Consider the following 25,221-nt stretch of genomic DNA (forward strand, 5'->3'; position numbering starts at 1 on the left):
CCCGGAATCAGTGTGTTGGCTCCGGCGGCGCTAGCCCCTCAGAAAAGTGCATCACGCGCTGATCATCAATAATGATTGCATCAACACCCGGCAGTTTTTCAATCATCTCCAAGCCCTTTTCCGGCCCGAGAACAAAAACAGCCGTAGACAGTCCATCCGTTGTGAGCGCACCCGAGCCAATGATAGTCACGCTCTGGACGCCGCGCACGGACTTCCCCGTGCCGGGAGAGAGAATATGATGCACCCGTTCGCCTTGCTCATTGATGAAAAACCGCTCGTAATCGCCGGAAGTGGAAATGGCAAGGTTCGCAAGAGGTAACACCACCGCGTTGCGTTTCTCTGAACGAGGGTCGCGAACCCCCACCAACCAAGGCCGGCCACGTTTGTCTCCAAGCAGCCGGAGATCTCCGCCAGCGCTAAGCCGAGCATGCTGAACCCCAGCACGCACCAGTTGCTCAATCCCAAGGTCCACCGCATAGCCTTTTGCAATGCCTCCTAAATCAACCAACAGGCCTTTTTGCCGAAACCTAACCGTGCGTTCGGCTTCATCCAAAACAACATCCTGATAGTTGATATGGCTAAGCCTTGCCTGAATATCGTCTTCCGACGGTTGCTGATGCTCACGGTAATCATAAAGATAACCAACGGAGCCAAAGCTGATATCGAATGCCCCGCCACTGAGCTCGGCTACGTCTTCAGCTCTTTTCAGTACCCGAAAAAGACCGGCGCTTACTTGCACCGGTTGCTCTGCAGCTTGACGGTTAACAACGGAGAGTTCGGAATCCTCCCGGTAACGGCTCATATCCCTATCTACTTGATGAAAGACCGCCAGCACATCTTCAGCAATTGCATCTGCGACACCCTGATCAGAAAACCAGAATTCCAACTCCACCGGCGTTGTCATGGCGATATCTGTATATCGAAACCACTGGGCATACGATGTAACAGGCAGCAGCAAACCAAGCAGGATAAGCGCAGAGAGAAACGCGCCAGACAGTCGGCGAATCTGGAGGAGAAAAAAAGTAGTGACTGACATTATCGTTCAGACAGTCCCTGCTCATGGCTAAGCACCGCTTGTTTGCGCTTAACACCCCAGCGATAGCCAGAAAGGCTGCCATCGCCACGCAGCACACGATGACATGGCACCACCACCGCAAGTGGATTGGCAGCGCAAGCTCCGGCTACTGCTCTTGATGCGCTAGGCATTCCCATGCGCCGTGCAATTTCGCCATATGTGGATGAACTGCCGGAAGGAATCTTCTGCAACGCTTGCCATACTTTGCACTGGAAATCCGTACCACGGAGGTCAAGGTGAATATCGAGCGGTTTACGGCTATCAATCAGATAGCTCATCACTCTGGAAAACCACTCCGCGCGGGAATTATTTGCATGATCAAAACGGGCATGGGGGAAGCGTCGAGCCAGATCTGCGACTAACTCTTCTACAGAATCACCCGGAAGAACAGCACATACTCCCTGTGATGTGCAGGCAACTAGAATTTCACCGAGATAGCAGTGGCCAGTCTGCCAGATGATCGTTTCGTCCCGTGCATTCTTACCCGTCATGGAAAGCTCCTCGATCTCGGTTCCCCGGTTGCTCCATCGCTCTCAACACCGGCAAATGCAGTATGACTCATGTAAGTGAGTGTGCAAACGTACAAATATTTACTCAAATTCCCACTTTTGTCTGATTGCCGCACTCTGCCTCGAAAAAGAAACTAGCCCTCTGGCTAACAAACAAACTACAACAATTAGAGTACCGGCCCAAGTGACGATCACTTGGTCGTACCCTTCAGCTGGAGCCACTTATGCTACCCGGAAAAGCCCTTTTAACCTTCTGTTTACTTCTGCTTTCGGCAAGTACCCTTGGCGCCGAAACACTAAAAATCGGCCTGAATTATCCACAAACTGGTCGATACAAAGATCAAGGGTTACAACAGCGGCTGGGTGCATTTTTGGCGGTAGATGAAATCAACAAAGCTGGCGGTGTTATGGGGCAGCCTCTGGAATTGGTGATTCGTAACACCCGCGGAAAGCCCGCCCGAGGCGCAAGAAACACCGCTGAAATGATCGACAACGAAGGCGTTAAAATGGTGCTTGGTGGCGTATCCAGCTCCGTAGCAATTGCTTCGGGAAACGCCGCCCGCGAGCGCGACCGGCTCTATTTTGGTACCCTTACCTATTCCAATGCAACCACCGGAAGTGCTGCGCACACCCACATGTTCCGCGAACCTTACAATGCCTGGATGACGGCTAAGGTTCTCAGCCAGTACCTAAAACAAAACCATGGCGGTGAGGACTATTTCTATATTACTTCTGATTACACATGGGGCTGGTCGGTTGAGGAATCGGTGCGTAAATTTTCCGATACGGAAGACACAGAGCGCCACCCTGGTGTGAAAACTCCGTTCCCACGGGCTCTGGTAAACGACTTCCAGAATGCTCTAGAACAGGCCGACGCAAGCGATGCAAAAGTGCTTATGCTGGTACTGTTTGGGGATGACATGGTTCGCGCCCTCAACGTAGCTTACGAAATGGGCCTGACTAAAAAAATGCAGATTGTTGTCCCCAACCTTACTTTGGGCATGGCAATTCAGGTTGGCCCAACCATCATGGAAGGTGTTGTTGGTGGTAGCCCATGGGTATGGAACGTCCCCTATGAGATGAACTATCCACGTGGTAAAGAATTTGTTGAAGCCTTCTCAAAGCGCTATGAAATGCGACCATCGACCGCCGCTGCTTCCGCCTACAGCATTGTCTACCAATACAAAAGCGCGGTAGAACGCGCCGGAACAACCAATACCCGAGCATTGATTCGAGCCCTTGAAGGGCATAGGTACACGTTCCTGAAAGACGAACAGTATTGGCGTGACTTCGACCACCAAAACGTACAGTCTGTTTATGTGGTTAAAGTGAAACCCCGTACGGCCATCATGGCCGACGAGTATGGTGCGGATTACTTCAGCATCATCGGCTCTATGTCTGGCGATAACGCCGCACAAACCCGCGAAGAATGGGAGGCTCGTCGCAGGGAGGCTGGAAAGCCAGTGACGTTGTGAGCTCGCCAGCTCTTGCGGAGCAATTATTAGAACAGATAGTCCGTTGTCAGAGTGCGCGAGTGGCGACCGCGCACAATACCCGTTACGAGATCTCGGTTCCGCTCGCTAGATTTGGTCGATACCGTTGTACGAATTGAAAAGACCCTCAATGCATCAGAAACTGAAAGCGTTCCTTCGGCCGAATCTTTTCGCCCGTTGAACGGCAAAGTGTCTGGTCCTCGCTGGCACTGGCCATTCAGATTGATCCGCCCGACTTGATTCGCCAGAATATCAATGAGGCCGCCCATAGTCTCCGGATCGGTACCAAAAATGCTGAGCTGCTGGCCAAACTCGGAATCCCTTACGTGGCGGATAGCTTCCGCCTCATTCCGAAACGCTACCACAGGAATAACCGGCCCAAACTGCTCCTCACTGTATATGCGCATGCTTGTGGTTACTGGATAAAGGAGCGCAGGATGAAAATAGGTGCCGTTTGCCTGCCCTCCCCCTTCATTAACTATGGCGGCTCCATTCGTCTCCGCATCCTTCACTAACTCACGGAGATAGGCTACCTTTCCCGGTTCAGGCAAGGGAGTCAACGCTACGTTTTTATCCCAGGGCATTCCCGCCACTAGGTTGTTTACAGCTACCGAAAACCGCGACACGAACTCTTCAGCCAGAGATTCATGCACCAGCAGCAGTTTCAGTGCAGTACAGCGCTGTCCGTTAAAGGAAAGTGCTCCTGCAACGCATTCACTCACTGCAAGATCTAGATCCGCGTCCGCCAGCACAATGGCGGGATTGTTGGCATCGAGCCCCAGCACTGCTTTAAGCCGATGCGGTTTTGGATGCATCTGTTTCAGCGCAGAGGCGCCTTTATGGGTGCCAATAAATGCAAACATATCGACGTGACCGCTTTTCATCAGCGGACCTACGGTATCCCGGCCCCGACCAAAAATTACGTTGATCACCCCGGGCGGAAAAGAATTCCGAAACGCTTCCAGCAATGGGGCTATCAAAAGCACACCGTATTTGGCAGGTTTGAACACCACGGTGTTCCCCATAATCAAGGCAGGAATAAGCGTGGTGAACGTCTCATTCAGTGGATAGTTGTAGGGGCCCATGCAAAGCGCTACACCAACGGGCAATCTACGGGTCTGGGCTACAACGCCACCAACCGTTTCGAATCGCGACGATCGACGGTCTAGGACCTTGAGCTCATGGATAGTATCGCTGATATAATCGGCGGTTCTGTCGAACTCTTTACAGGCATCGTTATAGGTTTTTCCGATTTCCCACATCAACAGTTCAACGACCGCTTCTCGGTGGCTTCGCATCTCGGCCAAAAACTGTTCTACGTGTTCAATCCGCCGGGCAACCGAGAAACTGGGCCAGTCGCCTCTGCCTTGACCGTAGGCGTTGACTGCAGCGTCCAGAGCCTGCAGGGCAGCTTTTCCATTCATTAGGGGTGTCTTACCAATAACTAATGGCTGGGGGTCAGAGCCGTCTTCTGTTTTCTTGCAAATAGGGCTGAGCACCTCTGCGAATGGTCCTCGCCAATCCCGAAGTTCGCCAGCAATGAGTGCATGGTTTATTGATAACCCGCCCTCACGTATGAGCTTATCGGGAATGCCTTTCTCGTCCGGAAAAAAGTCCGGGTTGCTCCAGCCAGGCGCATGCTCATTACTGTCTGGCCCCAGTGTTTTTGTTGATTGCATTACTGTCTCCGTTAGTGGGTTTCGTAATCGTCTGCCAGCAACCCGTAGGCCTCTGCCAGTGCTCCAGCTATGGCTCCAAAACCTTTGGAATGCAGTGAGGCACCGCCTATCAGGCCACCATCGACATCAGACAGGCTAAAGAGGTCAATAGCGTTTTTGGGCTTAACGCTGCCGCCATAAATGATCCGCAAATCCTCGCTGATATCCTGCGAAGCTTCTGACGCATCACAGCCAACAAAGCTCCTGATATCCTGATGAACTATTGAAACTTGCTCAGGAGTGGCCGTTCTCCCTGTGCCAATTGCCCATACAGGCTCGTAAGCAACAACACCTTTTGTCAGCGACGACAGGCCTACCTCGTTAATCACAGCCTGTATCTGTTTTGCCACCACGTTGGATGTCTGGTCGGCTTCCCGCTCCTCCAACGATTCGCCAACACAAAGCACGGGAGTCAGCCCAACACTCATCGCCGCCCGGAATTTGGCAGCGACGTCCTGATTTGTTTCACCGTATAGCGTTCTTCGTTCAGAGTGGCCAACAAGCACATAGCGACACCCCAGTTCCTGAAGCATGGCTACGCTGACCTCTCCTGTATGGGCGCCGGATACGAAAGCAGATGCATTCTGAGCGCCTAGTGCAACGCCCGTAGAGCCAAGCAAATCTCTCACTTGAAATAGATATGGCAGTGGAGGACAAACACCCAGCTCTAAAGAATCACGGAAGGCGCGCAGTCGTGGTAACAACCTCATCACTAAAGCCTCGTTGGCCTGAAGGCTGCCGTTCATCTTCCAGTTTCCAATTAATAACGGTTTTCTCATGATTTTTCTCGTGACAAGAGCGATGTTCAGCTACCCAGTGAGCAACGAATAGCTCCAACGCCGGGGTAAAAGGCATGGGCGCCAAGATCCTGTTCGATCTGAAGCAGTCGGTTGTATTTGGCAACTCGGTCCGAACGGCAAAGTGACCCGGTTTTGATCTGCCCTGAGCGAGTCGCCACCGATAAATCTGAAATAAACGTATCCTCTGTTTCGCCACTTCGATGGGAGATAACGGTTGTGTAACCAGCGTCATGAGCCATACCAATGGCGTCCAACGTCTCCGTTAAAGTACCAATCTGGTTAAGCTTGATGAGTACAGAGTTCGCTATATCCTTGTTAATTCCTTCGCTGATCAACGAGGTATTTGTGACAAAAAGGTCATCTCCCACCAACTGCACTCGTTCACCGAGCTTTGCCGTCAAGAGCTTCCAACCTTGCCAGTCGTTTTCATCCATTCCATCCTCAATGGAGGCGATGGGGTAATGCATGGCTAGCGAAGTCAGATAGTCGGCAAACTCTTCAGAGCTAAACTTCGTCTCTGCTCTATTGAGGCAGTAATAACTATCGGAATAAAACTCCGAAGCGGCACAGTCCAGAGCCAATACGATATCGGACCCCGGGCGGAAGCCTGCTTTTTCGACGGCCTCTAGTATCAAGTCAAGGGCCTCTTCACTGGAACGTAAATTCGGTGCAAAACCTCCTTCGTCGCCTACAGAGGTAGACAGTCCCTTTTGCGTCAACAAGAACTTCAGCGAATGGAAGGTTTCAACTCCCATTCTCAGCGCCTCGTTATAGCTGGAAGCGCCAACTGGTTGAATCATAAACTCCTGAATATCTATGTTGTTGTCGGCATGAGCTCCGCCATTGATGATGTTCATCATTGGGACGGGTAAAACACTGGGCTTAGTGCAGCCATAGAGTTCGGCCAGATAACGATACAGAGGCTGCTGCCTATGACGCGCAGCCGCATTTGCCAGCCCCAGAGACACAGCTAGAATTGCGTTAGCTCCAAGCTCGGACTTATTAGAAGTGCCATCCAGATCACACATGAACCGGTCGATTGCTATCTGATCAGAGACCAATCGTCCCTCCAACGCTGGCGCAATACGCTCCTCAACACCCCTTACAGCTTCAAGTACGCCCTTACCGTTGTACCTTGAGACATCCCCATCACGTTTCTCCAATGCTTCGCGAGAGCCGGTTGATGCACCGGACGGTGCGCGGCCTTGGCCAACAACGCCGTTATGCAACACCACGTCTACTTCCACTGTTGGAAAGCCTCTGGAGTCCAGAATTTCCCGGGCATTAATTGTCTTTATATTTTCCATATTTTCGTACTCACTCATTGTTTTTGTTTGAGAAATGACTATATATTCGAAAAAACACATTCAATGTTTGTAAACGAAAACCTTTAGGCAAAAAAAGAAGGTGAGCAAATTCTTTTAGACAAAAAAGAATTTCGCTAACCTTCAGTCTAACTATCGAACGTGAAAGCGTCCTGCCAGAGCTTCAATATCGGTCACAGATAACTCTAGGCGCTCACAGGTGCTAACCAATTCGTCAACTTGCTCAAGACTGACCGTGGTAGAAGCACTGATATCATTAACCTGACGAGCAACTGACTGACTGACATCCTCTTGCTCATCCATACCATGACGGATCTGGTCGGCCCCCTGATGGATTTGAGCCATGGCACAACGAATTTTTTCAGCACCCCCGGATACGCCAGCCATGAGTGTTCTCACCGCCTCCAATTGAGAGAAGCTACTATTCATTGAACTCACAGACTCTGTTGCTTCTGCCTGAAGTCGCTCTACCAGAGTGCGTATGGTGTCTGTGCTGTCCGTGGTTTTTTGGGCAAGACTTCGCACCTCATCAGCAACCACTGCAAATCCGCGCCCAGCTTCTCCTGCCCGCGCAGACTCTATTGCTGCATTAAGTGCCAGCAAATTCGTCTGATTGGCAATATCATCAATCGTTGCGGTAATGCGTTCAATATCAAACGAGGCTTTCTCAAGTTGCTGGAGTTTCCCTGCGGTGTGCTCCGCCTGCGTTTCTAAACCAGCAACACATCGATTTCCATGCTCGGCGGCTTCAAGGTTTTCCTCAACTTGCCGGTTGATTTCACCCACCAAACCATGGGTTTCCCGCACCGAACCCGCGACTTCACGGGCAGACGCTTCCATTTGAGTCATCGCCGCGGCTATCGCACCAAGCTCATCGGATTGACCGCGAATTCGCTCATTAAAATCTCTCGCAAATATGGCGTTCCCTGAAGCAATAACCGCAATATCAGCACCCGCCTGTTGTAAGCTCCCAAGAACCGTTGCCATAGCATCGGACAATTGGTTAACAGAAGCTTTGAGAACAACAAATTCGCCCTGTGCATCAAACTCAAGGTGCTGCGAATAGTCTCCCTTTGCCATCCTAGCCAAATGCTCAAGCGTTGCTTTTAGAGGTCGGCTGATCATTTTCCCCAACCACAACGAGGTAGCTACAGCTATAAGAATAACGAGCGGTAGCAACCAATACACGAGCTGCTCTGATCGCCTAGCCATTGCATCTAGGGAGTAAACCGCTTCGATTGTTCTATCCGAAACGGCGGCGCTCATCTCGTCTAGATGAGCAGCCAGAGAGCCCAGATCGCGCTCTAGTGCACCAGAAGTTTTATCAAGCTTTGTTCGATTCTGCCTGTACATCAAATACTGATTGATAATCCCATCCTGTTGGTTTACTGCAGCCATAAAGGTGCTTATCAAAGGCGGGAGGCCTTCAAGCCTTGGAACTTCCGCAACCAGAGCGTCGATATCCGGCTCGATCATTTGCGTATTAAACTTCAAATTCTCGACAACGTCTTCAAGCTTCTGCGCGTCTTCGGTGCTAACCATTTGCATAATTAACAGCTCAATATTGCCCAAGCTTTCCATAACCGTTGTGAACAAGTCGCGAATATAAATGTCATCGCCCGCTGGCTCTGTACCTTCGCGAACCAGAAGCCGTTTCATCTCTGCGTTGTTGGCAAGGAATACCGATAAGCCCTCGTTAACAACTTCAGTTGTGGCCAGCACGGAAGATTTGTACTCGCCAAGCTGTTCCGCAGATGCCTCAAGATCTGTAATGCTGTCGATAATATCTTTGTTTCCGGCCTGAACTGCGGGAAATGCTTCTAAGCGCTCAAAGCCTGAAACCCGGCTTGCGCCCGCGTGCATCTCATCAATTGTCTCTTTTAAGAGTGATTGTCTGGAAAGAAGCGTCTCAGAGTCGTCGGCCGACAACACAGAGAGGGCCTGTTTTCCAGCCTCTGAGCGATTTGTCTGAATCTCTTGAACTAATTCCCCAAGAGGAAAATAGTCGAGTGTGAGTTCATGAGTGGTGTCGGAAAAAGCAGTCATCATGTAAATATTAAACACGCCCCAGCAAGCGATAATCACGCAAAGTAGGGCAAAACCAGCATATAAGCGGTGAATAATAGAAACCTTGTTCATCTCTGACACCTTCATCACTCGTTCACTACTGAGTGAACACCATTGAACAGGAAAACCCAACAAGGCTAAGTGACGATGCCCACCGCAACAAAGAAGATTCTTGCGATGGGCATTTCACGTTAGAGATTAGCTTTCGCGCTCATCTTCCCATGTTTTAATGAGGTCGTCATAAGACACGGTTTTGCCCTGAACTTTCTCATTAGACAGTTTCGGCTTAGGTGCGCCTGGCTGATCAAACCAGTATTGCGGGTCGCGAGGCTCGTTCAATTTTGGTGCACAAGTGGCCAAAATATTGGCTCTCTCAAGACGCTCCATAACCCGATCCTGTGCCTTTGCTAGGCCATCAAGGGCTTCCTGAGCAGTGGCTTCTCCACTAGCGGCCTGAGCAACGTACTGCCACCAAAGCTGAGCCATTTTCGGATAATCAGGGATATTGGTGCCTGTAGGCGTCCATTGGACACGCGCAGGGCTTCGGTAAAACTCAACCAAACCACCCAATTTCGGTGCCATCTCGGTCATGACATCGGAATTGATATCCGAGTTACGAATGGGTGTGAGGCCAGCAACAAGCTTCTCAAGAGAGACTGTTTTCGAAACCGTAAACTGCGCATACAACCATGCCGCCAAGCGCCGCTTTTCAGGCGTCGAGCTCAGGAAGGTCCAGGAACCAACGTCCTGATAACCCAGCTTCATGCCCTCTTCCCAGTATGGGCCACGTGGAGAAGGGGCCATACGCCACTTAGGAAGGCCTTCTTCATTTACAACGGGCAGACCCTCTTCAATCATGCTCGCAGTAAAGGCCGTGTACCAGAAAATCTGCTGGGCAACATTGCCTTGAGCAGGCACTGGGCCGGATTCTGAGAAGGTCATCCCTGTGGCCTCTGGTGGCGCGTACTTGCCCATCCAATCCACATACTTCTCTGTTGCATAAACTGCAGCTGGGCTGTTTGTAGCACCACCGCGAGAGACATCAGAACCAACAGGGTGGCAATCCTCTACCCGAACACCCCACTCATCTACAGGCAAACCGTTAGGCAAGCCTTTGTCGCCAGCTCCAGCCATGGAGAACCAGGCATCTGTGAAGCGCCACCCCAGGGAGGGGTCCTTCTTGCCGTAGTCCATGTGGCCGTATACTTTTTTGCCGTCTATCTCTTTTACGTGAACCGAGAAGAACTCTGCAATATCTTCGTAAGCGGACCAGTTAACAGGAACACCCAGCTCATAGCCGTAGATGTCTTTGAATTGCTTTTTCAGATCTTCACGTTCAAACCAGTCGGCGCGGAACCAATAAAGGTTGGCAAACTGTTGAGTTGGTAACTGGTATAGCTTGCCATCAGGCCCGGTGGTGAAATCAAGACCAATAAAATCCTCAAGATCCAGTGTAGGCAGCGTAAAGTCTTTGCCTTCACCATTCATAATATCTTCAACCGCTACGACCTTGCCGTATCGCACGTGTGTACCGATCAGGTCTGAGTCATTCACGTATCCGTCGTAGATGTTGCGTCCAGATTGCATCTGAGTCTGCAGCTTCTCAATCACGTCACCTTCCTGAATCAAGGTGTGGGTCAGCTTAATACCCGTAATTTCAGAAAAGGCCTTCGCCAGTACGCTAGACTCGTATTCGTGGGTAGCAATGGTTTCGGAAACAACATTGATTTCCATACCGCGGAAGGATTCCGCAGCTTTGGTAAACCATGCCATCTCTTTCATTTGCTGTTCTTTGGTAAGAGTCGACTTTTTGAACTCGTTATTTACCCACTTTTCCGCCGCGTCTGAATACTGATCAGCGCTAGCTTGTAAACTCAAACCCATACTGACAGCCCCAAAGGCAGCGCTTAACAGTAAAGTCTTAGGATATTTGTTGTTTTTGAACATACCCAACCTCATTTACTTTCTTATGGATGGAGCAACGTAAATCCGCACTCCGTTTAGGCTTTTTACAGCACTTAGATCGTCAAGTTATGTTGCTAATGAGAAGCAATAAATGATCGCTTTCGATCATAACTTTAAAAATAGTTCGATTTCGAATTCATTACAACCTTTAAAGCACTATTTTCAGCAACGGCCATACAAGCATAGCCATAAAGTCGCCCCTTAGCCCCAACGTAATAAAATTAACAGCCATATCACCGAAATCGTCAGTGCGGCCCATAGCGTTATATCACTCACGGCAAGGAATGTTAGGTGTATATATGCTGCCGACAGTAAGCCTATGAACAACCTATCTCCACGTGTCGTTTCAATCGGCAAAAATCCTTTACGCTCCGTGCAAGGGGCGACCAGTTCGTAAACGGTCATCACTGTAAGAATCGCGACAATAACCGCAAAAAACACCATAACCGTGGGTGTCCAATTCATCCAAGCAACCATAACAATTCTCCTTATACACGCCCAAGGGCGAAGCCTTTCGCCACATGGTTGCGAACGAACCAGATAACCAACAAGCCCGGGATAATGGTTAGCACGCCGGCTGCCGCCAACACGCCCCAGTCAATACCGCTCGCGCCGATGGTGCGAGTCATAATTGCGCCTATCGGTTGAGCATCCACAGACGTGAGTGTTCGCGCCAGAAGCAACTCCACCCAAGAGAACATGAAGGCAAAAAATGCCGTTACGCCTATGCCCGACCGAATCATCGGTAAAAATACTTTTATAAAGAATCTCGGGAAGCTATACCCATCAATGTAGGCCATTTCATCGTATTCACGAGGAACCCCTTTCATGAATCCCTCAAGAATCCAAACCGCCAGTGGCACGTTGAACAAGCAGTGCGCCAATGCAACGGCAATATGGGTATCGAACAGACCGATGGATGAATACAGCTGGAAAAATGGCAACAAGAAAACAGCAGGCGGCGCCATGCGGTTGCTGAGCAGCCAGAAAAACAGATGTTTATCACCGAGAAACTTGTATCGACTGAACGCATAGGCCGCAGGCAGGGCAACCAACAGCGTAATAACTACGTTAATAGACACATACGCCATGGAGTTAAGGTAGCCGTTATACCAGCTGGGATCCGTAAAGATCACTGTGTAGTTATCAAATGTGAAATTCTGCGGCCACAGAGTAAGCCCGCCCAGGATTTCCCGGCTGGTTTTGAAGGACATGTTCAAGAGCCAGTATACCGGCGTGAGCAATAGCAGGATGTAGATTGTAATCCCGATATTTTTGGAACGTGTTTGTCTCATCACACTCTCCTTATTTTTCTTTGTCGGCGTGAGTAATGGCGGTGAAGAACAACCAAGAAATCAGCAATACGATCAGGAAGTAGATCAGCGAGAACGCTGCTGCACGCCCGAGATCGAACTGCCCTATTGCCATGGTTGTCAGAGTTTGGCTGAGGAAGGTTGTGGAACTTCCCGGCCCGCCACCCGTGAGAACAAATGGCTCGATATAAATCATGAAGCTATCCATAAACCGCAAAAGCACAGCAATAATCAATACGCTTTTCAGTCGTGGTAGCTGGATATAGCGGAAGACGGCCCACTTCGAAGCACGGTCAATCTCAGCGGCTTGGTAAAAAGCCTCGGGAATGGCGCGCAAGCCGGAGTAGCAAAGCAAGGCTACCAGCGGCGTCCAATGCCAAACGTCCATAAGCAGAACCGTCAACCAGGCATCCAGAGTATCGCCAGTGTAGTTATAGTCCATCCCCATCTGATTGATCGCCCAACCAAATAGACCAATGTCACCACGGGCGAAAATCTGCCAGATGGTACCAACAACGTTCCAGGGAATGAGCAGCGGAATAGCTACCAGAATGAGGCACAGCGAACCTTTGACACCAGATTTAGGCATCATCAGGGCTACACCAATACCAAGCGGGATTTGAATCGCCAATACAGCCCCGGAGAATGCAAACTGCCGAATCAAAGAATCTCGCAACCGTTGATCAGTCAAAACTTCTTTGAACCATTCCGTGCCTACATAGTAAGCCTGACCCGGGCCAAAAATATCTTGAACCGAGTAGTTAACAACCGTCATTAACGGTATCAGTGCCGAAAAGGCGACCAAAAGGAAAACCGGCAGAACGAGCCACCAGGCACGATTATCGGATATCTTGTTCATGACTGTTGCCCCTGTACCAGAAACTCATCCACATACAGCATAAGCCACTGTTTGGGGAATGAGAGATGTATGTGGCTACCAATACTGGCGTCAAACTCCTCACTCTGGCGCACTTTCATCACCTGCTCGCCAAGCTTCACTGTAACGATTTTATAGGTTCCCAGATCCTCTACATCCCGAACCTCTGCTTCATAGGTATCATCAGTAGCCACGTGGGAGATTTCTATAAATTCAGGCCTTATACCGACCTTAATATTGTTGGATTTCATGCGTCCGAGAATATCGGCCTGCCATGCGTCTAGAGGCAAGTCAGTAGAATCAAATCGCACGCCTCCTGCACAACGCTCAACCTCTATAATGTTCATACCTGGGCTGCCGATAAAGTAACCGACAAAAGTATGGTTGGGCGCTTCGAAGAGCTCCGTTGGCGTGCCGAACTGCACAACTTGTCCGTCGTACATTACTGCAATCCTGTCAGCGAAAGTCGATGCCTCAAGCTGGTCGTGGGTAACGTACACCATGGTGATGTCAAACTGCTCGTGGATCTGCTTCAGCTTTCTGCGCAGTTTCCACTTGAGTTGTGGATCAATGACGGTCAAGGGTTCATCGAACAAAATGGCCGAGACATCTTCCCGAACCAGACCCCGTCCCATGGACACTTTCTGCTTTTCATCAGCTGTTAGGTTCTTAGCCTTTTTGTGAAGTTTGTCCTCTATCTCAAGAACTTCTGCAATTTCATGTACTCGCGTTTTGATTTTGGCGGCGGGCACTTTGTTGTTTTTGAGAGGAAAGGCAAGGTTCTCGTAAACAGTCATCGAGTCGTAGATCACAGGGAACTGGAATACCTGTGCAATATTTCTATCTCGTGGCGACAGTTCGTTTACCCGCTTCCCATCAAACAGCACATCGCCTTCAGAAGGCTGAACCAGACCCGAAATAATGTTGAGCATTGTGCTCTTTCCGCAACCAGAAGGTCCAAGCAGTGCATAGGCACCTCCTTTGTGCCAAACGTGGTCAAGCTGGCGAATGGCATAGTCGTCAGGCCCAGTTGGGTTTTCAATGTAACTGTGCGCCATAGCTTTCAGTTGAATTTCAGCCATCAGAGTGCGCCTCCTAGAATCCGCGATGGTGTATGCACCAATTGCTCATCGTTATCGAAGACGAACAGCTTATTAACGGGCAGGTAGACCTTCACCGGAGCACCTGTGTGGTATTGGTGAACACCCATCAGTTGCATAACCATCTCGAAATGGCTGTTTTCAACGTGCATAAAGGTCTCAGAACCACTGATCTCGCTAAGCGCGACCTCCATGGACATTTCCAGATCGTCGTCGTTCGCGGGAACCAACGCAATATGGCTAGGGCGAATCCCGAACCAGTAATCTCCAGGCGCCAATTTTGCCAGCTCCTGAGTCAGAGCGTGGTGAGAATATTCGTCAAAGGTCACCTCAGTATCCGTTACACGACCCCGGATCATGTTCATAGGCGGTTCGCTGAACAACTGCGCGGCCAATGTATTGACCGGAGCCCGATACACGTCCATAACAGGCCCTGTCTGAACGACACGACCCTCGTGCAATATGGTTGTTGTGCCGCCAAGAGCTAAAGCTTCGTTGGCCTCAGTTGTTGCGTACACAGCAATACACTGTCGCTCCCGAAACAAATCCCGTAGTTCCGCTCGAAGTTCTTCCCGTAGTTTATAGTCAAGGTTAACTAAGGGCTCATCGAACAATACCAGAGTGGCATCTTTCACTAACGCCCGAGCCATAGCAGTGCGCTGCTGCTGGCCACCGGAAAGCTCAAGGGGATAGCGTTTAAGCAAGGGCTCAATCTGCAACATTGACGCAGTCTCTTTTACTCGGCGATCAATCTCAGATACTGCCATTTTGGCCAAGCGCAATGGTGAAGCGATATTTTCGTAGACGGTGAGCGTGGGGTAATTAATGAACTGCTGATAGATCATCGAAATGTTCCGGCGCTGAACACTCTGCCCAGTAACATCTTCGCCCTTATATAGCACACGCCCTTGGGTCGGCTTATCAAGGCCAGCCATCAGTCGCATCATGGAGGTTTTACCGGCCAGAGTTCGGCCCAACAGAACATTGAAAGAGCCCGCTTCAAAAGTGAGGTTGGCATCTCGAACGTAATCGACGCGGTCGACGGTTCGGGAGAGGTTCTCCAGCGTTAAGGACATAAGCATTCCTTGTTGTTCTTATGGAAACACGTCCGAGTATGAAAACGAATACCCAGACATTCAATTTCGAATCTTTAAACGCAAGGTCTATACCAATTTCTTCAAACTATAGGTAAAAACCACATCACTGTTGATTATAAAGGACTTTTTATTTGTCCTGCATTTCTATACCGAAAACCAATATGTTCGTTTAACACTACTTTGTTCAAATTGAACATTGACGTGAACACCATTAACACTGATTATTGAACAGTTAGCAGACTTAAGCTGAACACATTTTTCAAATTTTCAGTAGATAACGTGAAAGCGAACACAGAGATTTAGGCTGATGCGGAAGAACAAACACCTTGATGTCCGAAGCGACATTGCAGCCTCTTGGGATCGTTGCATTGCGTGGGGGCTTGATCAGGAATATAAACCCACGCCGCCAGCACTCAGCGCCTTACGAATAGAAGAGCTAAGCCGCCAACATAATGAGCTACTCTCTAGTACGGAAGCGGAAGTAATTCCCTACTACCGGAACGTGCTGTCTAATAGCCGCTGTCTAATTCTATTGGCAAACCAGCATGCCACGGTTTTGAGAAGCTGGGGTGACGAGCGCATTACTGAATCCCAGCTAAGGCCTTGGTTTCATGAAGGCGCAAACTGGCAGGAACAACAATGCGGAACAAATGCCATCGGAACCGCTGTTACTACCGGCAAAGCGATACAGGTTCAAAGAAACGAACACTTCCTAAAACTCCATCGGAGCATTATCGGCTCCGCTGCTCCGATATTTGATGCCCGAAAACAACTTATTGGAGTGTTGAGCGTGTTTAGCGATGCTTATCTGCCACAAGCCCATACGCTTGGCATGGTGCGCCTGCTTACGCAATCTGTTGAAAACCGCCTACTAAACCGACAATTTGAAACGGACCACTTTCAAATTACACTGAACACCACAGCTGATAACTTTGACAGCCCCTGGTCAGGCATTCTTGTGTGCGATGAGTCTGGCAAAGTGATTGCCAGCAATCAGAGAGCAGACCAATTGCTTGGTACTCAAACTACGGGGCTAGAACTCGGCAACCTGTTCATGGCTCACTTCAGTGACATCCTCGGATACCCCGAGCATTCGCCGCTTCAATTAATAACGAAGGGCAAAGTCAGACTAAGCGCCCGCTTGAAGCGGCCAGCCACAACAAAACCACCACATTTAGAGTTGCCGATAGGGTCGCCACAACCATCCTCCTCGAACAAACAGCCCCACTTACCGGATCTTGAATACGGAGATGCATCAGTCCGTCGCTGCGCAGAACAAGGGCTGAAGGTTCTCGAAAGGGGTATTCCCGTGTTAATAACTGGAGAGACCGGAGTAGGTAAAGAAGTTCTGGTGACGGCTCTGCATAAGGCATCACACCGAAGAGACCAATCCTTAGTCGCAGTGAACTGTGCAGCCATCCCACCAGAGTTGGTGGAATCTGAGCTATTCGGCTATGAAGCAGGGGCATTTACGGGAGCCCGCGCCCAAGGTTCTCTCGGTCATATTCGCAAAGCCCACAAAGGCATACTGTTTCTAGATGAAATTGGCGAAATGCCGCTATCCGCTCAGTCAAGACTGCTTCGTGTGCTGCAGGAGCGCGTGGTGACACCGGTTGGCGCCACAGAGAGTGTCCCTGTCGATATTCTACTTATTACCGCAACCAACCGGTCGCCCTTATCCAGCGTTGAGTCAGGTCAGTTTCGAGCAGACCTTTACTACCGTATCAACGGACTATGCATTGAATTGCCAGCGCTGCGGCACCGCACCGACAAGCGCAACCTGATTCAGCATATTTACTGTCAACATCGTGCCCCTATCCAGAGCGAGTCGCTAAGCCCTAGAGTACTGTCAGCATTGGAAAACCACCCTTGGCCAGGCAACATTCGCCAGTTGGTAAACGCTTTGAGGGTGGCGATTGCGATCGCCGATGATGAGGATGTACAGATCTGGCATTTACCTGCGGACTTTCTAGCCGGGCTCGACACCACGGCGCCTTCAACGCAACCAACAACTGTGACCGCTCCCAGAGCTTTAAGGCAACAACAGACCAAAGTAGACCTTCGAGAAGGAAGCGAAGAGCAGAACAGCCACAGTCATACACTTCGGGTGTACCACAAGTGCAAAGGCAATGTATCGAGCGCGGCTAAAGAATTATCGATTAGCCGGAATACGCTTTATAAGCGGCTAAGGGAATTGGGGGTCCGCTAGCCCCCTCTCCCATTAGAAACGCCGCTTAAAGCTTATGGACGGCTTTAATCCAGCCCTCGTATAGAGCATCGCGTTTTTTCTTTGTCATGACCGGCTCAAAACTTCGATCACATCGCCACAAACTGGCGAGCTCATCCAGCGACTCATAAACACCCGCTTTAAGCCCTGCCAAGTACGCCACGCCCAAAGCGGTTGTTTCTACGATTGACGGTCTGTCGACACGCGCTCCTAAAACATCTGCAAGGAACTGCAAGACCCAGTTATTCGCAACCATACCGCCATCAACCCGAAGATTGATCGGCCGCATGCCGTCCTTTTCCATAGCTTTTTGCAGATCTTTGGTTTGGTAACACACAGACTGCAAGCCGGCAGTTACAATTTCTTTGATGCCCGTATCTCTGGTTAAACCAAAAATAGCTCCGCGTGCATTTGGATCCCAGTACGGCGCTCCCAAGCCGGTAAAAGCTGGCACCAAATAAACGCCATGATCCACTGGTGTGCCCTCAGCCAACGGTTCTGTATCACATGCATTCTGAATCAGTTGAAGACCATCACGCAGCCATTGAATCGTCGCCCCGGCAACAAAGATACTGCCCTCCATAGCATAAGTAGGCTTACCATTTAGCCGATAAGCTACTGTCGTCAATAGCCTATGTTCCGATTTCAGCGCCTTGCCACCCGTGTTAAGCATAAGAAAGCACCCGGTGCCGTATGTGCTTTTTGCCATACCAACGTCGAAACAGGTCTGGCCAAACAAAGCGGCCTGCTGATCGCCCGCCACCCCAAGTACAGGTACCCCGTTAAGCGCTCCACCATCCGCAATTTCCCCAAAATCATCGGCTGAGTCCATCACCTCTGGTAGCAGCGATTCCGGTATATCGAATAATTCGAGCAGCTCTGGATCCCATTGCTGTGCATGGATATTAAACAGCAAGGTTCGGCTTGCATTAGTGGCGTCAGTTTTGTGCTCGCGTCCACCGGTAAGATGCCACAGCAGAAAGCAGTCAACCGTTCCAAATGCCAACTCCCCACGTTCCGCACGTTCACGGGTTCCCGGAACATTGTCTAGAATCCACCGGATTTTAGTTGCTGAAAAGTAGGGGTCGATTAACAACCCGGTTTTACTATGAACACCCGGCTCATGGCTCGCGCTCTTGAGTGATTTGCAATATGAGGCTGTTCGTCGATCTTGCCAAACGATGGCGTTGTAAACCGGCTTACCTGTTTTCCTGTCCCAGACGATGGTGGTTTCCCGTTGGTTGGTAATGCCGACAGCAACCACCTTATCGTCCTCACCGCACTCTTCCGACATTAGATCGTTGCAGGTGTGCTTTACTGAAGACCAAATGTCATCCGGATCATGCTCCACCCAACCACTTTCTGGAAAATGCTGAGGAAATTCTTGTTGACGAGCTGCGTGTATGTTGCCTTTTAAGTCAAAAAGTATGGCCCGGGAACTCGTTGTTCCCTGATCAATGGAAAGTAGATATTGAGTCATTTTGTTTTCGTCCTCGCTTTCTTATTTGTTCGTATTTTTACTTTTTTGAATATGAAAGCCAAGAGATTTTAGAGGCAGCCCCAGCCAGCGAACAGATAACTTGCTCAAAAGGCTGTATAAAACGCTGAAAACGACTAAACTTTATTTTTAAACAGTAATAAAAAGCACTAGGTCGAACAAGAACAGCGACACGACGGAGAGCTATTAAATGGTACAGCAGCGGCGACAAGAGCTGATCATGGAGCTAATCCAGCAAAATGGATTCGTGACAACTGAGCAGTTAGTAGATCAATTCAAAGTAACGCCCCAGACCATCCGCAGGGACCTAAACGAGCTCGCGAAAGAGAAAAAGCTCCGCCGGCACCATGGCGGCGCTGGGATCGACTCCAGCACCGTAAACACAGCCTACCAAGCTAGAAAAATCATGGACTTGGAGGCCAAAGAGCGCATCGCCGAAGCAATGGTCGCACTAATACCCGACAACTCTTCCATGTTCATCAATATCGGCACTACCACTGAAACTATCGCCAAAGCCCTACTTGAAAAAAATAACTTGCAGATCGTTACCAACAATCTCCATGTCGCCTCCATCCTCTCGGCGAAAGAGGACTTCCATGTGATTATTGCAGGCGGTGAAGTGAGAAGCCGCGACGGAGGCATTGTGGGCGAAGCCACCCGAGATTTCATTAATCAATTCAAGATGGATTTTGGCATTATTGGGATCAGCGGCATTCATAACGATGGCTCATTACTTGACTTTGATTACCGTGAGGTTCGGGTGGCGCAAGCCATCATTGCGAATTCAAACCAAGTTTTACTCGCAGCCGACCACTCAAAGTTCGGTCGCAATGCAATGGTAAGGCTGGGCAACATTACTCAAGCAGATCATGTATTTACCAACCAAAAACCTCCTTCTGAAATCTCTCAGCTTCTGAACGAACACAGCGTCGAACTGCACCTCGTGTAACACGTATCAATGAAACTGAGCCAAACCTGACCAGTTTCTTTTTACCGCCAAATATTCGTTTTTTTTCCATATTTTCCTTTACGAATATAACCTTCTTTCGCATAATATAGAAACAACACTATTTGAACGTCGACGGGTTGGCACATCAAACGATATGTCTTCTCCAGCGGCATTAGGAGATGACCAACAATGACTATGGATCATGAACAGTATGACGTTGTCGTCGTTGGCGGCGGCGTCAACGGTACAGGTATAGCGATGGACGCCGCAGGGCGAGGCCTCAAGGTACTGTTGTGTGAAATGAACGATTTGGCGTCTGCAACTTCGTCAAATAGTAGCAAACTCATTCACGGTGGGCTGCGCTATCTTGAGCATTATGAGTTTCGACTCGTCCAAAAGGCTTTGGCCGAGCGTGAATCCCTACTCAGGAACTCACCTCATATTATGTGGCCAATGCGCTTTCGCTTGCCTCACCGCCCTCACCTTAGGCCAGCTTGGATGATACGCACCGGTCTATTCCTTTATGACCACTTAGCCAAGCGTGAAATTCTTCCCGGGTCTCGCTCTATCCGCTTTGATGAGTCTGGGCCGCTAAAACCAAATATCACGAAAGGTTTCGAGTATTCCGACGGCTGGGTTGATGACGCCAGACTCGTTATATTAACTGCGAAAAAGGCGCAGCAAGCGGGTGCAAAGATCCTGACGAGAACCAAGTGTGTACACGCTGTGCGTGGAGGCACGGACTGGAAGGTTACGCTGCGCAGTACTGTGAGCGAAGAAGAGAACACAATCTCTGCAAAGGCAATTGTCAATGCTTCAGGCCCATGGGTAAGCAAACTGTTTAGCGAAACCCTCTCCATGCCTGCCCCAAAGATGATTCGAATGGTCAAAGGCAGCCACATTGTTGTCCCTCGACTAAATATTGATCAAGAAGCCTACATTCTCCAAAACGAAGACGAGCGCATTGTGTTTGTGATTCCTTACGAGGATCACTTTTCTTTAATAGGCACTACAGACGTTGAGTATGAAGGCGACCCTAAAAAGGCTAAAATTTCGCCAGAAGAAACAAATTATCTGCTGGATATAGTTAACGCGCACTTTACTCGCCAACTAAAGCCCTCCGACGTCGTTTGGGCATACTCAGGAGTGAGGCCTCTGATGGATGGAGAAGAAGAGAACGCGCAGAAGGCATCTCGCGATTACTCCTTTGAAGTCGATCAAGAAGGAGATAAGGCGCCTCTAATATCTGTATTTGGGGGTAAAATTACGACCTACCGAAAACTCGCTGAAGCTGCTACAGACAAACTTTGCCAGTTTTTCCCTGAAGCCAGCGGCCACTGGACAAAAACAGCGAGCCTTCCAGGCGGAGATTTTGATAGTCATGACGGATTAAATGCGACACTTAGGCGAGAGTTTCCCTGGATGCCCAAGGAGATATTGAACCGCTACATACGTACATACGGGACGGCCTCTAGAGATATTCTTAACAAATCCAGCTCGGTAGAGGATCTTGGCAGACATTTCGTTGGCACACTGTATGAAAAGGAAGTGCAATACCTCATAGAAAATGAATGGGCCATGACTTCCGAAGACATCCTGTGGCGCCGCACCAAACAAGGCCTCTATGCATCGCAGGACAACGTAAAGGCACTTGACACTTACCTCGCGGAAAATATCTCACTTTTTGTTACAGGAGGCCATCTCCGCAACAGCGCCTGATGCTCTCTCAGGTACTTTTCTCCGGCCGGACTTGTTCCGCCCGGAGTTTTTTTGGTGCCTAGCGCTCAACCTAAATCGATGTAGCATAACCACCATCAAATTGTTTGTGTTTTGAGCTTTGCAAGAAAAACAAAAAAACCAGCGAACCCTTCAGCTCACTGATTTTATAAAGCTCAGCTGGACTGTTAAGGCGTCTCAGTTTTTAGCCTTAAAACGTAAGCTGCGAACCTACAATAAAGGCATTGTAATCACCCGCGCTGGTTTGAGTACCGTATGCTTGCGCTTCCACCATCAGAGTCAGAGCATCTGTAACGGCATAGCGGGCAAAGATCATAGTAAGATCTGTATCATTTTCACCAGTGCCTATATCATCTTCGCCTTCACCATAGCTAACGCCAAGGGTCGTGCTGCCAATGTCATACGTCGTTTCTACGTACCATTGGCTGGCGTCCGCTTCTTGTTCGTCAAAACGGGCAGCGTAAACACCGTTTCCTGTACCCGATGTCATCGCATAGTTGCCGCGCACCCCCAAACCGCCCAGAGAAACCGAACCACCGAAGTCGATACCAGACATTGTGTAGCTATCGAACACGCCGGTCCTTGAATCTACATCTTGTGTGAATGCACTCGTCCACAAAGAGAACCCGTCTGTAGAGTAGACAAGGTTACCCTCAAACCGCGGTAAATTGTATTCAGCATCACCGCTCGGATCATCAGCAGCTGACAGCTTTGTCGGCGTAAAGATACCGACCTTGAACTGTAGACCACCAAAGCTATTAGACGTGTACATCACGCGTGGGTTGAAGTTCGCATAAAAGTAGCCATTGCCAATTCGGCCAGCGGTAGCGGCAACACTATCCGGGCTGCCGATCAGGCCTACACCTAAGGCGCTACCATTATCACCGATTGCGGGAGTACCGTAGATACCAAAACCTTTACCGATATTGACGGTACCAAAATCGCCAGCGACCGCAATTTCTGCTACTCGGCTCCGAAAATTGAGGGCAGCATCTCCAACCGCAAAGTCAGCGTTCATCTGGAAATGACCAGAAACCTGAATCCCGTTCTGTCGCGGCGCGTAGAGGTTGGTCTGTAACGTTGCAGGGTTAAAACCGGTGGTAATGTTGAACGAATCTTCGTCTGCAGGTTTATCATAATCACCCACCACCGCAAAAACCGGAATATGGCCATTGAAACCTACCTTCCAGCCGTCTTCAGTTTCAAGCGCAACCTCCGCCATAACGGGAGGTGCAACTCCAAGTGCTAGTAGCGAAATAGCCGCTGCTATCGGCACTTTCCGAAACACAGTTTTGTTGTAGGCTGTTGGAATTTTGTTGTTATCGATCATATTACCTTCCTATTTTTATTGATATTTGAATCAGACTGCTGGTCTCACCCTTTGTACGCCACAGGTGTCGAGATGAGGAGCTGAACAGCAGCAAAATATTTCGCTAACGAACTATTTAATGCTCAAAGAACACAAAAGGAACACGAAACAACATCAATTTAGCCATACAATTACAAAATAGAAAGTTCTGACTTGGGTATTTTTCGCTATTTTTAATAAAACAACATACTTTAAAATGACAAAAACGTTACAAGCCATTGTTTTAATTGGACATAAAATAAACCAATAATCATTTTGAAGTTTTCGTTGACGAACCTTCAGGAGCCACCTAAGCTCAAAACGTAAACGAAAACAAACAAGAACAAGAGATCGCCATGAAATTAATGAAGCCGCTGACCAGCTTTATCCTCACTCTTTGCTACTCGTCATTGACAATGTCGGGGCCGCTTTTCGACGCTCTTTCTCAAGAAAAGCAAGCATTTATACGGACTATTATTGAAGAGCACTTTTCCTCTTCAACACTGACCGTAAGTGAACAGGCCGAGGAGTTGGCTTGGTTTGCAAACGCAGCAGCTCCTCTTAACGGGACTTCTATTGCTGTGCTGTCCGAAGAGTTAGCCACACATTCCTACGAATCAGAAGTTCTGGCACCCGTGTTTTCTCGTCTAACTGGTGTCCCAGTCCGGCACGACCTAAAACCGGAAGGAGAAGTTATTCAAGAAGTTAATTTGCAGCGAATTATGGCGGCTAAAGGCCGCTACGATGCATTCGTGAATGATTCAGACATGATAGGCACTCACTCTCGCAGTGGCTGGGCACTAGCCCTCAGCGATTACATGGAAGTGGAGGGAAAAGCATTCACCCTACCCACCCTTGACCTCGAAGACTTTATTGGTCTGGACTTTGTAACAGGACCTGACGGAAAACTATATCAACTGCCAGACCAACAGTTCGCCAACCTGTATTGGTTTCGGTATGACTGGTTTCAAAGATCAGATTTGAGGGAGCAGTTCCGCGAACGTTACGGATATGAACTCGGGGTGCCAATAAACTGGTCTGCCTATGAGGACATTGCAGAATTTTTTTCAGTCTATGTAAAGGAAATCGATGGAGAGCGGGTCTATGGGCACATGGATTATGGAAAACGCGACCCCTCACTCGGCTGGCGCTTCACTGACGCATGGTTTTCTATGGCGGGTGCAGGAGACACCGGCTCTCCAAACGGCCTACCGGTCGATGAATGGGGTGTGCGCATGGAGGACTGCCACCCGGTCGGATCATCCATGAGCCGGGGCGGCGCGACAAACAGTCCTGCTTCAGTTTACGCTCTGAGCAAGTATATTGACTGGCTGAGACGCTTCGCACCACCGGAAGCAGCTAACATGACCTTTACAGAGGCTGGGGCGGTACCAGCCCAAGGGCACATCGCACAGCAAATTTTTTGGTACACCGCTTTCACCTCAGACATGACAGAAAATGGCTTGCCTGTCGTCAACAAAGATGGAACTCCCAAATGGCGCATGGCACCTTCACCCCATGGCTCGTACTGGCAGGACGGTATGAAATTGGGGTATCAGGATGTCGGTGCCTGGACAATACCCCGGGTTATGGGCAAGAAAGAGCAAAAAGCTGCATGGCTGTACGCGCAGTTTACTGTCGCCAAAACAGTTTCTTTAGAAAAAACACTTTATGGCCTCACCCCCATCCGGCTTTCCGACCTCGAGTCCCAACCGATGCAAGCACGAGCTCCGTCTCTGGGAGGGTTGGTCGAGTTTTACAGGAGCCCTGCCCGCCAGCAATGGTCCCCGACAGGTATTAACATCCCGGACTACCCTCGCCTTGCAAAACTCTGGTGGCCGAACATCGCTGATGCGGTTGACGGTAAGGTCAGCCCGCAAGTTGCCCTGAACAATCTCGCGACGGCTCAGGATCGTGCTCTTGCAATAGTTCAGAGAAACTACCTGACCAAAAATTGCGGCCCAGTCATAGCACCTAATAGCGCACTAAGAGGTGCGCAGTGGTGGCTAGCGCAGCCAGGAGCCCCTAAACCAAAAATCGCGAATGAAAAACCCAGAGGCGAAACCATTCGTTATGAAGATCTTATCAAGAGCTGGAATGCGGCGGGAGGCTAAGGGTTCGCC

At 49.6% G+C, this 25,221-nt stretch carries 19 protein-coding genes; 5 read left to right on the forward strand and 14 right to left on the reverse strand.

The window, feature by feature from the left end; all coding sequences use genetic code 11:
* Positions 1–7: 7 nt before the first annotated feature.
* Positions 8–1,036, reverse strand: a complete 1,029-nt coding sequence (locus tag KO508_RS15590; RefSeq protein WP_252738158.1) for an FAD:protein FMN transferase — start codon at positions 1,034–1,036, stop codon at positions 8–10.
* A complete protein-coding gene (locus KO508_RS15595; RefSeq protein ID WP_216009214.1) occupies positions 1,036–1,566 on the reverse strand; it encodes a methylated-DNA--[protein]-cysteine S-methyltransferase in 531 nt (176 codons plus the stop codon). The genes KO508_RS15590 and KO508_RS15595 overlap by 1 nt, the downstream gene beginning before the upstream one ends.
* Positions 1,567–1,808: 242 nt before the next feature.
* Between KO508_RS15595 and KO508_RS15600 the strand changes: the two genes are divergently transcribed.
* The gene (locus KO508_RS15600; RefSeq protein WP_216009215.1) at positions 1,809–3,059 is read left to right on the forward strand and encodes an ABC transporter substrate-binding protein; all 1,251 of its coding nucleotides are present in this window, start codon (positions 1,809–1,811) and stop codon (positions 3,057–3,059) included.
* A 26-nt stretch (positions 3,060–3,085) separates the two neighbouring features.
* Here KO508_RS15600 and KO508_RS15605 read toward each other — a convergent pair whose 3' ends face one another.
* The 10 genes from KO508_RS15605 to KO508_RS15650 form a co-directional block, all read right to left on the reverse strand.
* Positions 3,086–4,756, reverse strand: a complete 1,671-nt coding sequence (locus KO508_RS15605) for an NADP-dependent glyceraldehyde-3-phosphate dehydrogenase (RefSeq protein ID WP_216009216.1) — start codon at positions 4,754–4,756, stop codon at positions 3,086–3,088.
* Between the two features lie 11 nt (positions 4,757–4,767).
* Positions 4,768–5,574 (reverse strand): triose-phosphate isomerase, encoded by an 807-nt coding sequence (gene tpiA, locus KO508_RS15610; RefSeq protein ID WP_216009217.1) that lies wholly within the window; start codon positions 5,572–5,574, stop codon positions 4,768–4,770.
* Between the two features lie 26 nt (positions 5,575–5,600).
* The gene (eno, locus tag KO508_RS15615) at positions 5,601–6,902 is read right to left on the reverse strand and encodes a phosphopyruvate hydratase (RefSeq protein ID WP_216009218.1); all 1,302 of its coding nucleotides are present in this window, start codon (positions 6,900–6,902) and stop codon (positions 5,601–5,603) included.
* A gap of 150 nt (positions 6,903–7,052) precedes the next feature.
* On the reverse strand, positions 7,053–9,059 hold the full coding sequence (locus tag KO508_RS15620; RefSeq protein WP_216009219.1) for a methyl-accepting chemotaxis protein: 2,007 nt from the start codon (positions 9,057–9,059) through the stop codon (positions 7,053–7,055).
* A 126-nt stretch (positions 9,060–9,185) separates the two neighbouring features.
* Entirely contained in the window at positions 9,186–10,934 is a 1,749-nt protein-coding gene (locus tag KO508_RS15625; RefSeq protein WP_216009220.1) for an ABC transporter substrate-binding protein, read from the reverse strand.
* 219 nt (positions 10,935–11,153) lie between these two features.
* On the reverse strand, positions 11,154–11,429 hold the full coding sequence (locus tag KO508_RS15630) for a DUF2160 domain-containing protein (RefSeq protein ID WP_216009221.1): 276 nt from the start codon (positions 11,427–11,429) through the stop codon (positions 11,154–11,156).
* A gap of 11 nt (positions 11,430–11,440) precedes the next feature.
* Positions 11,441–12,247, reverse strand: a complete 807-nt coding sequence (locus tag KO508_RS15635) for a carbohydrate ABC transporter permease (protein WP_216009222.1) — start codon at positions 12,245–12,247, stop codon at positions 11,441–11,443.
* A gap of 10 nt (positions 12,248–12,257) precedes the next feature.
* Entirely contained in the window at positions 12,258–13,124 is an 867-nt protein-coding gene (locus tag KO508_RS15640; protein ID WP_216009223.1) for a carbohydrate ABC transporter permease, read from the reverse strand.
* Positions 13,121–14,224 (reverse strand): ABC transporter ATP-binding protein, encoded by a 1,104-nt coding sequence (locus KO508_RS15645; RefSeq protein ID WP_216009224.1) that lies wholly within the window; start codon positions 14,222–14,224, stop codon positions 13,121–13,123. Before KO508_RS15645 ends, KO508_RS15640 begins: the two co-directional genes overlap by 4 nt.
* Complete coding sequence (locus KO508_RS15650) at positions 14,224–15,318, reverse strand: ABC transporter ATP-binding protein (protein WP_216009225.1); 1,095 nt, start codon at positions 15,316–15,318, stop codon at positions 14,224–14,226. Before KO508_RS15650 ends, KO508_RS15645 begins: the two co-directional genes overlap by 1 nt.
* Positions 15,319–15,646: 328 nt before the next feature.
* Here KO508_RS15650 and KO508_RS15655 point away from each other — a divergent pair, with 328 nt between their 5' ends.
* The gene (locus KO508_RS15655; protein WP_216009226.1) at positions 15,647–17,548 is read left to right on the forward strand and encodes a sigma-54-dependent Fis family transcriptional regulator; all 1,902 of its coding nucleotides are present in this window, start codon (positions 15,647–15,649) and stop codon (positions 17,546–17,548) included.
* A 25-nt stretch (positions 17,549–17,573) separates the two neighbouring features.
* Here the strand turns inward: KO508_RS15655 and glpK are convergent, their stop codons facing one another.
* Positions 17,574–19,046, reverse strand: a complete 1,473-nt coding sequence (gene glpK / locus KO508_RS15660; protein WP_216009227.1) for a glycerol kinase GlpK — start codon at positions 19,044–19,046, stop codon at positions 17,574–17,576.
* A gap of 208 nt (positions 19,047–19,254) precedes the next feature.
* Between glpK and KO508_RS15665 the strand changes: the two genes are divergently transcribed.
* On the forward strand, positions 19,255–20,013 hold the full coding sequence (locus KO508_RS15665; protein WP_216009228.1) for a DeoR/GlpR family transcriptional regulator: 759 nt from the start codon (positions 19,255–19,257) through the stop codon (positions 20,011–20,013).
* 189 nt (positions 20,014–20,202) lie between these two features.
* Entirely contained in the window at positions 20,203–21,732 is a 1,530-nt protein-coding gene (gene glpD / locus KO508_RS15670; protein ID WP_216009229.1) for a glycerol-3-phosphate dehydrogenase, read from the forward strand.
* 208 nt (positions 21,733–21,940) lie between these two features.
* Here the strand turns inward: glpD and KO508_RS15675 are convergent, their stop codons facing one another.
* Complete coding sequence (locus tag KO508_RS15675) at positions 21,941–23,080, reverse strand: porin (protein ID WP_216009230.1); 1,140 nt, start codon at positions 23,078–23,080, stop codon at positions 21,941–21,943.
* Positions 23,081–23,463: 383 nt separating this feature from the next.
* Here KO508_RS15675 and KO508_RS15680 point away from each other — a divergent pair, with 383 nt between their 5' ends.
* Complete coding sequence (locus tag KO508_RS15680) at positions 23,464–25,212, forward strand: ABC transporter substrate-binding protein (RefSeq protein ID WP_436836628.1); 1,749 nt, start codon at positions 23,464–23,466, stop codon at positions 25,210–25,212.
* Positions 25,213–25,221: the final 9 nt, after the last annotated feature.

The sequence above is a fragment of the Marinobacter salexigens genome (assembly GCF_018860765.1).
GTDB lineage: Bacteria > Pseudomonadota > Gammaproteobacteria > Pseudomonadales > Oleiphilaceae > Marinobacter > Marinobacter salexigens_A.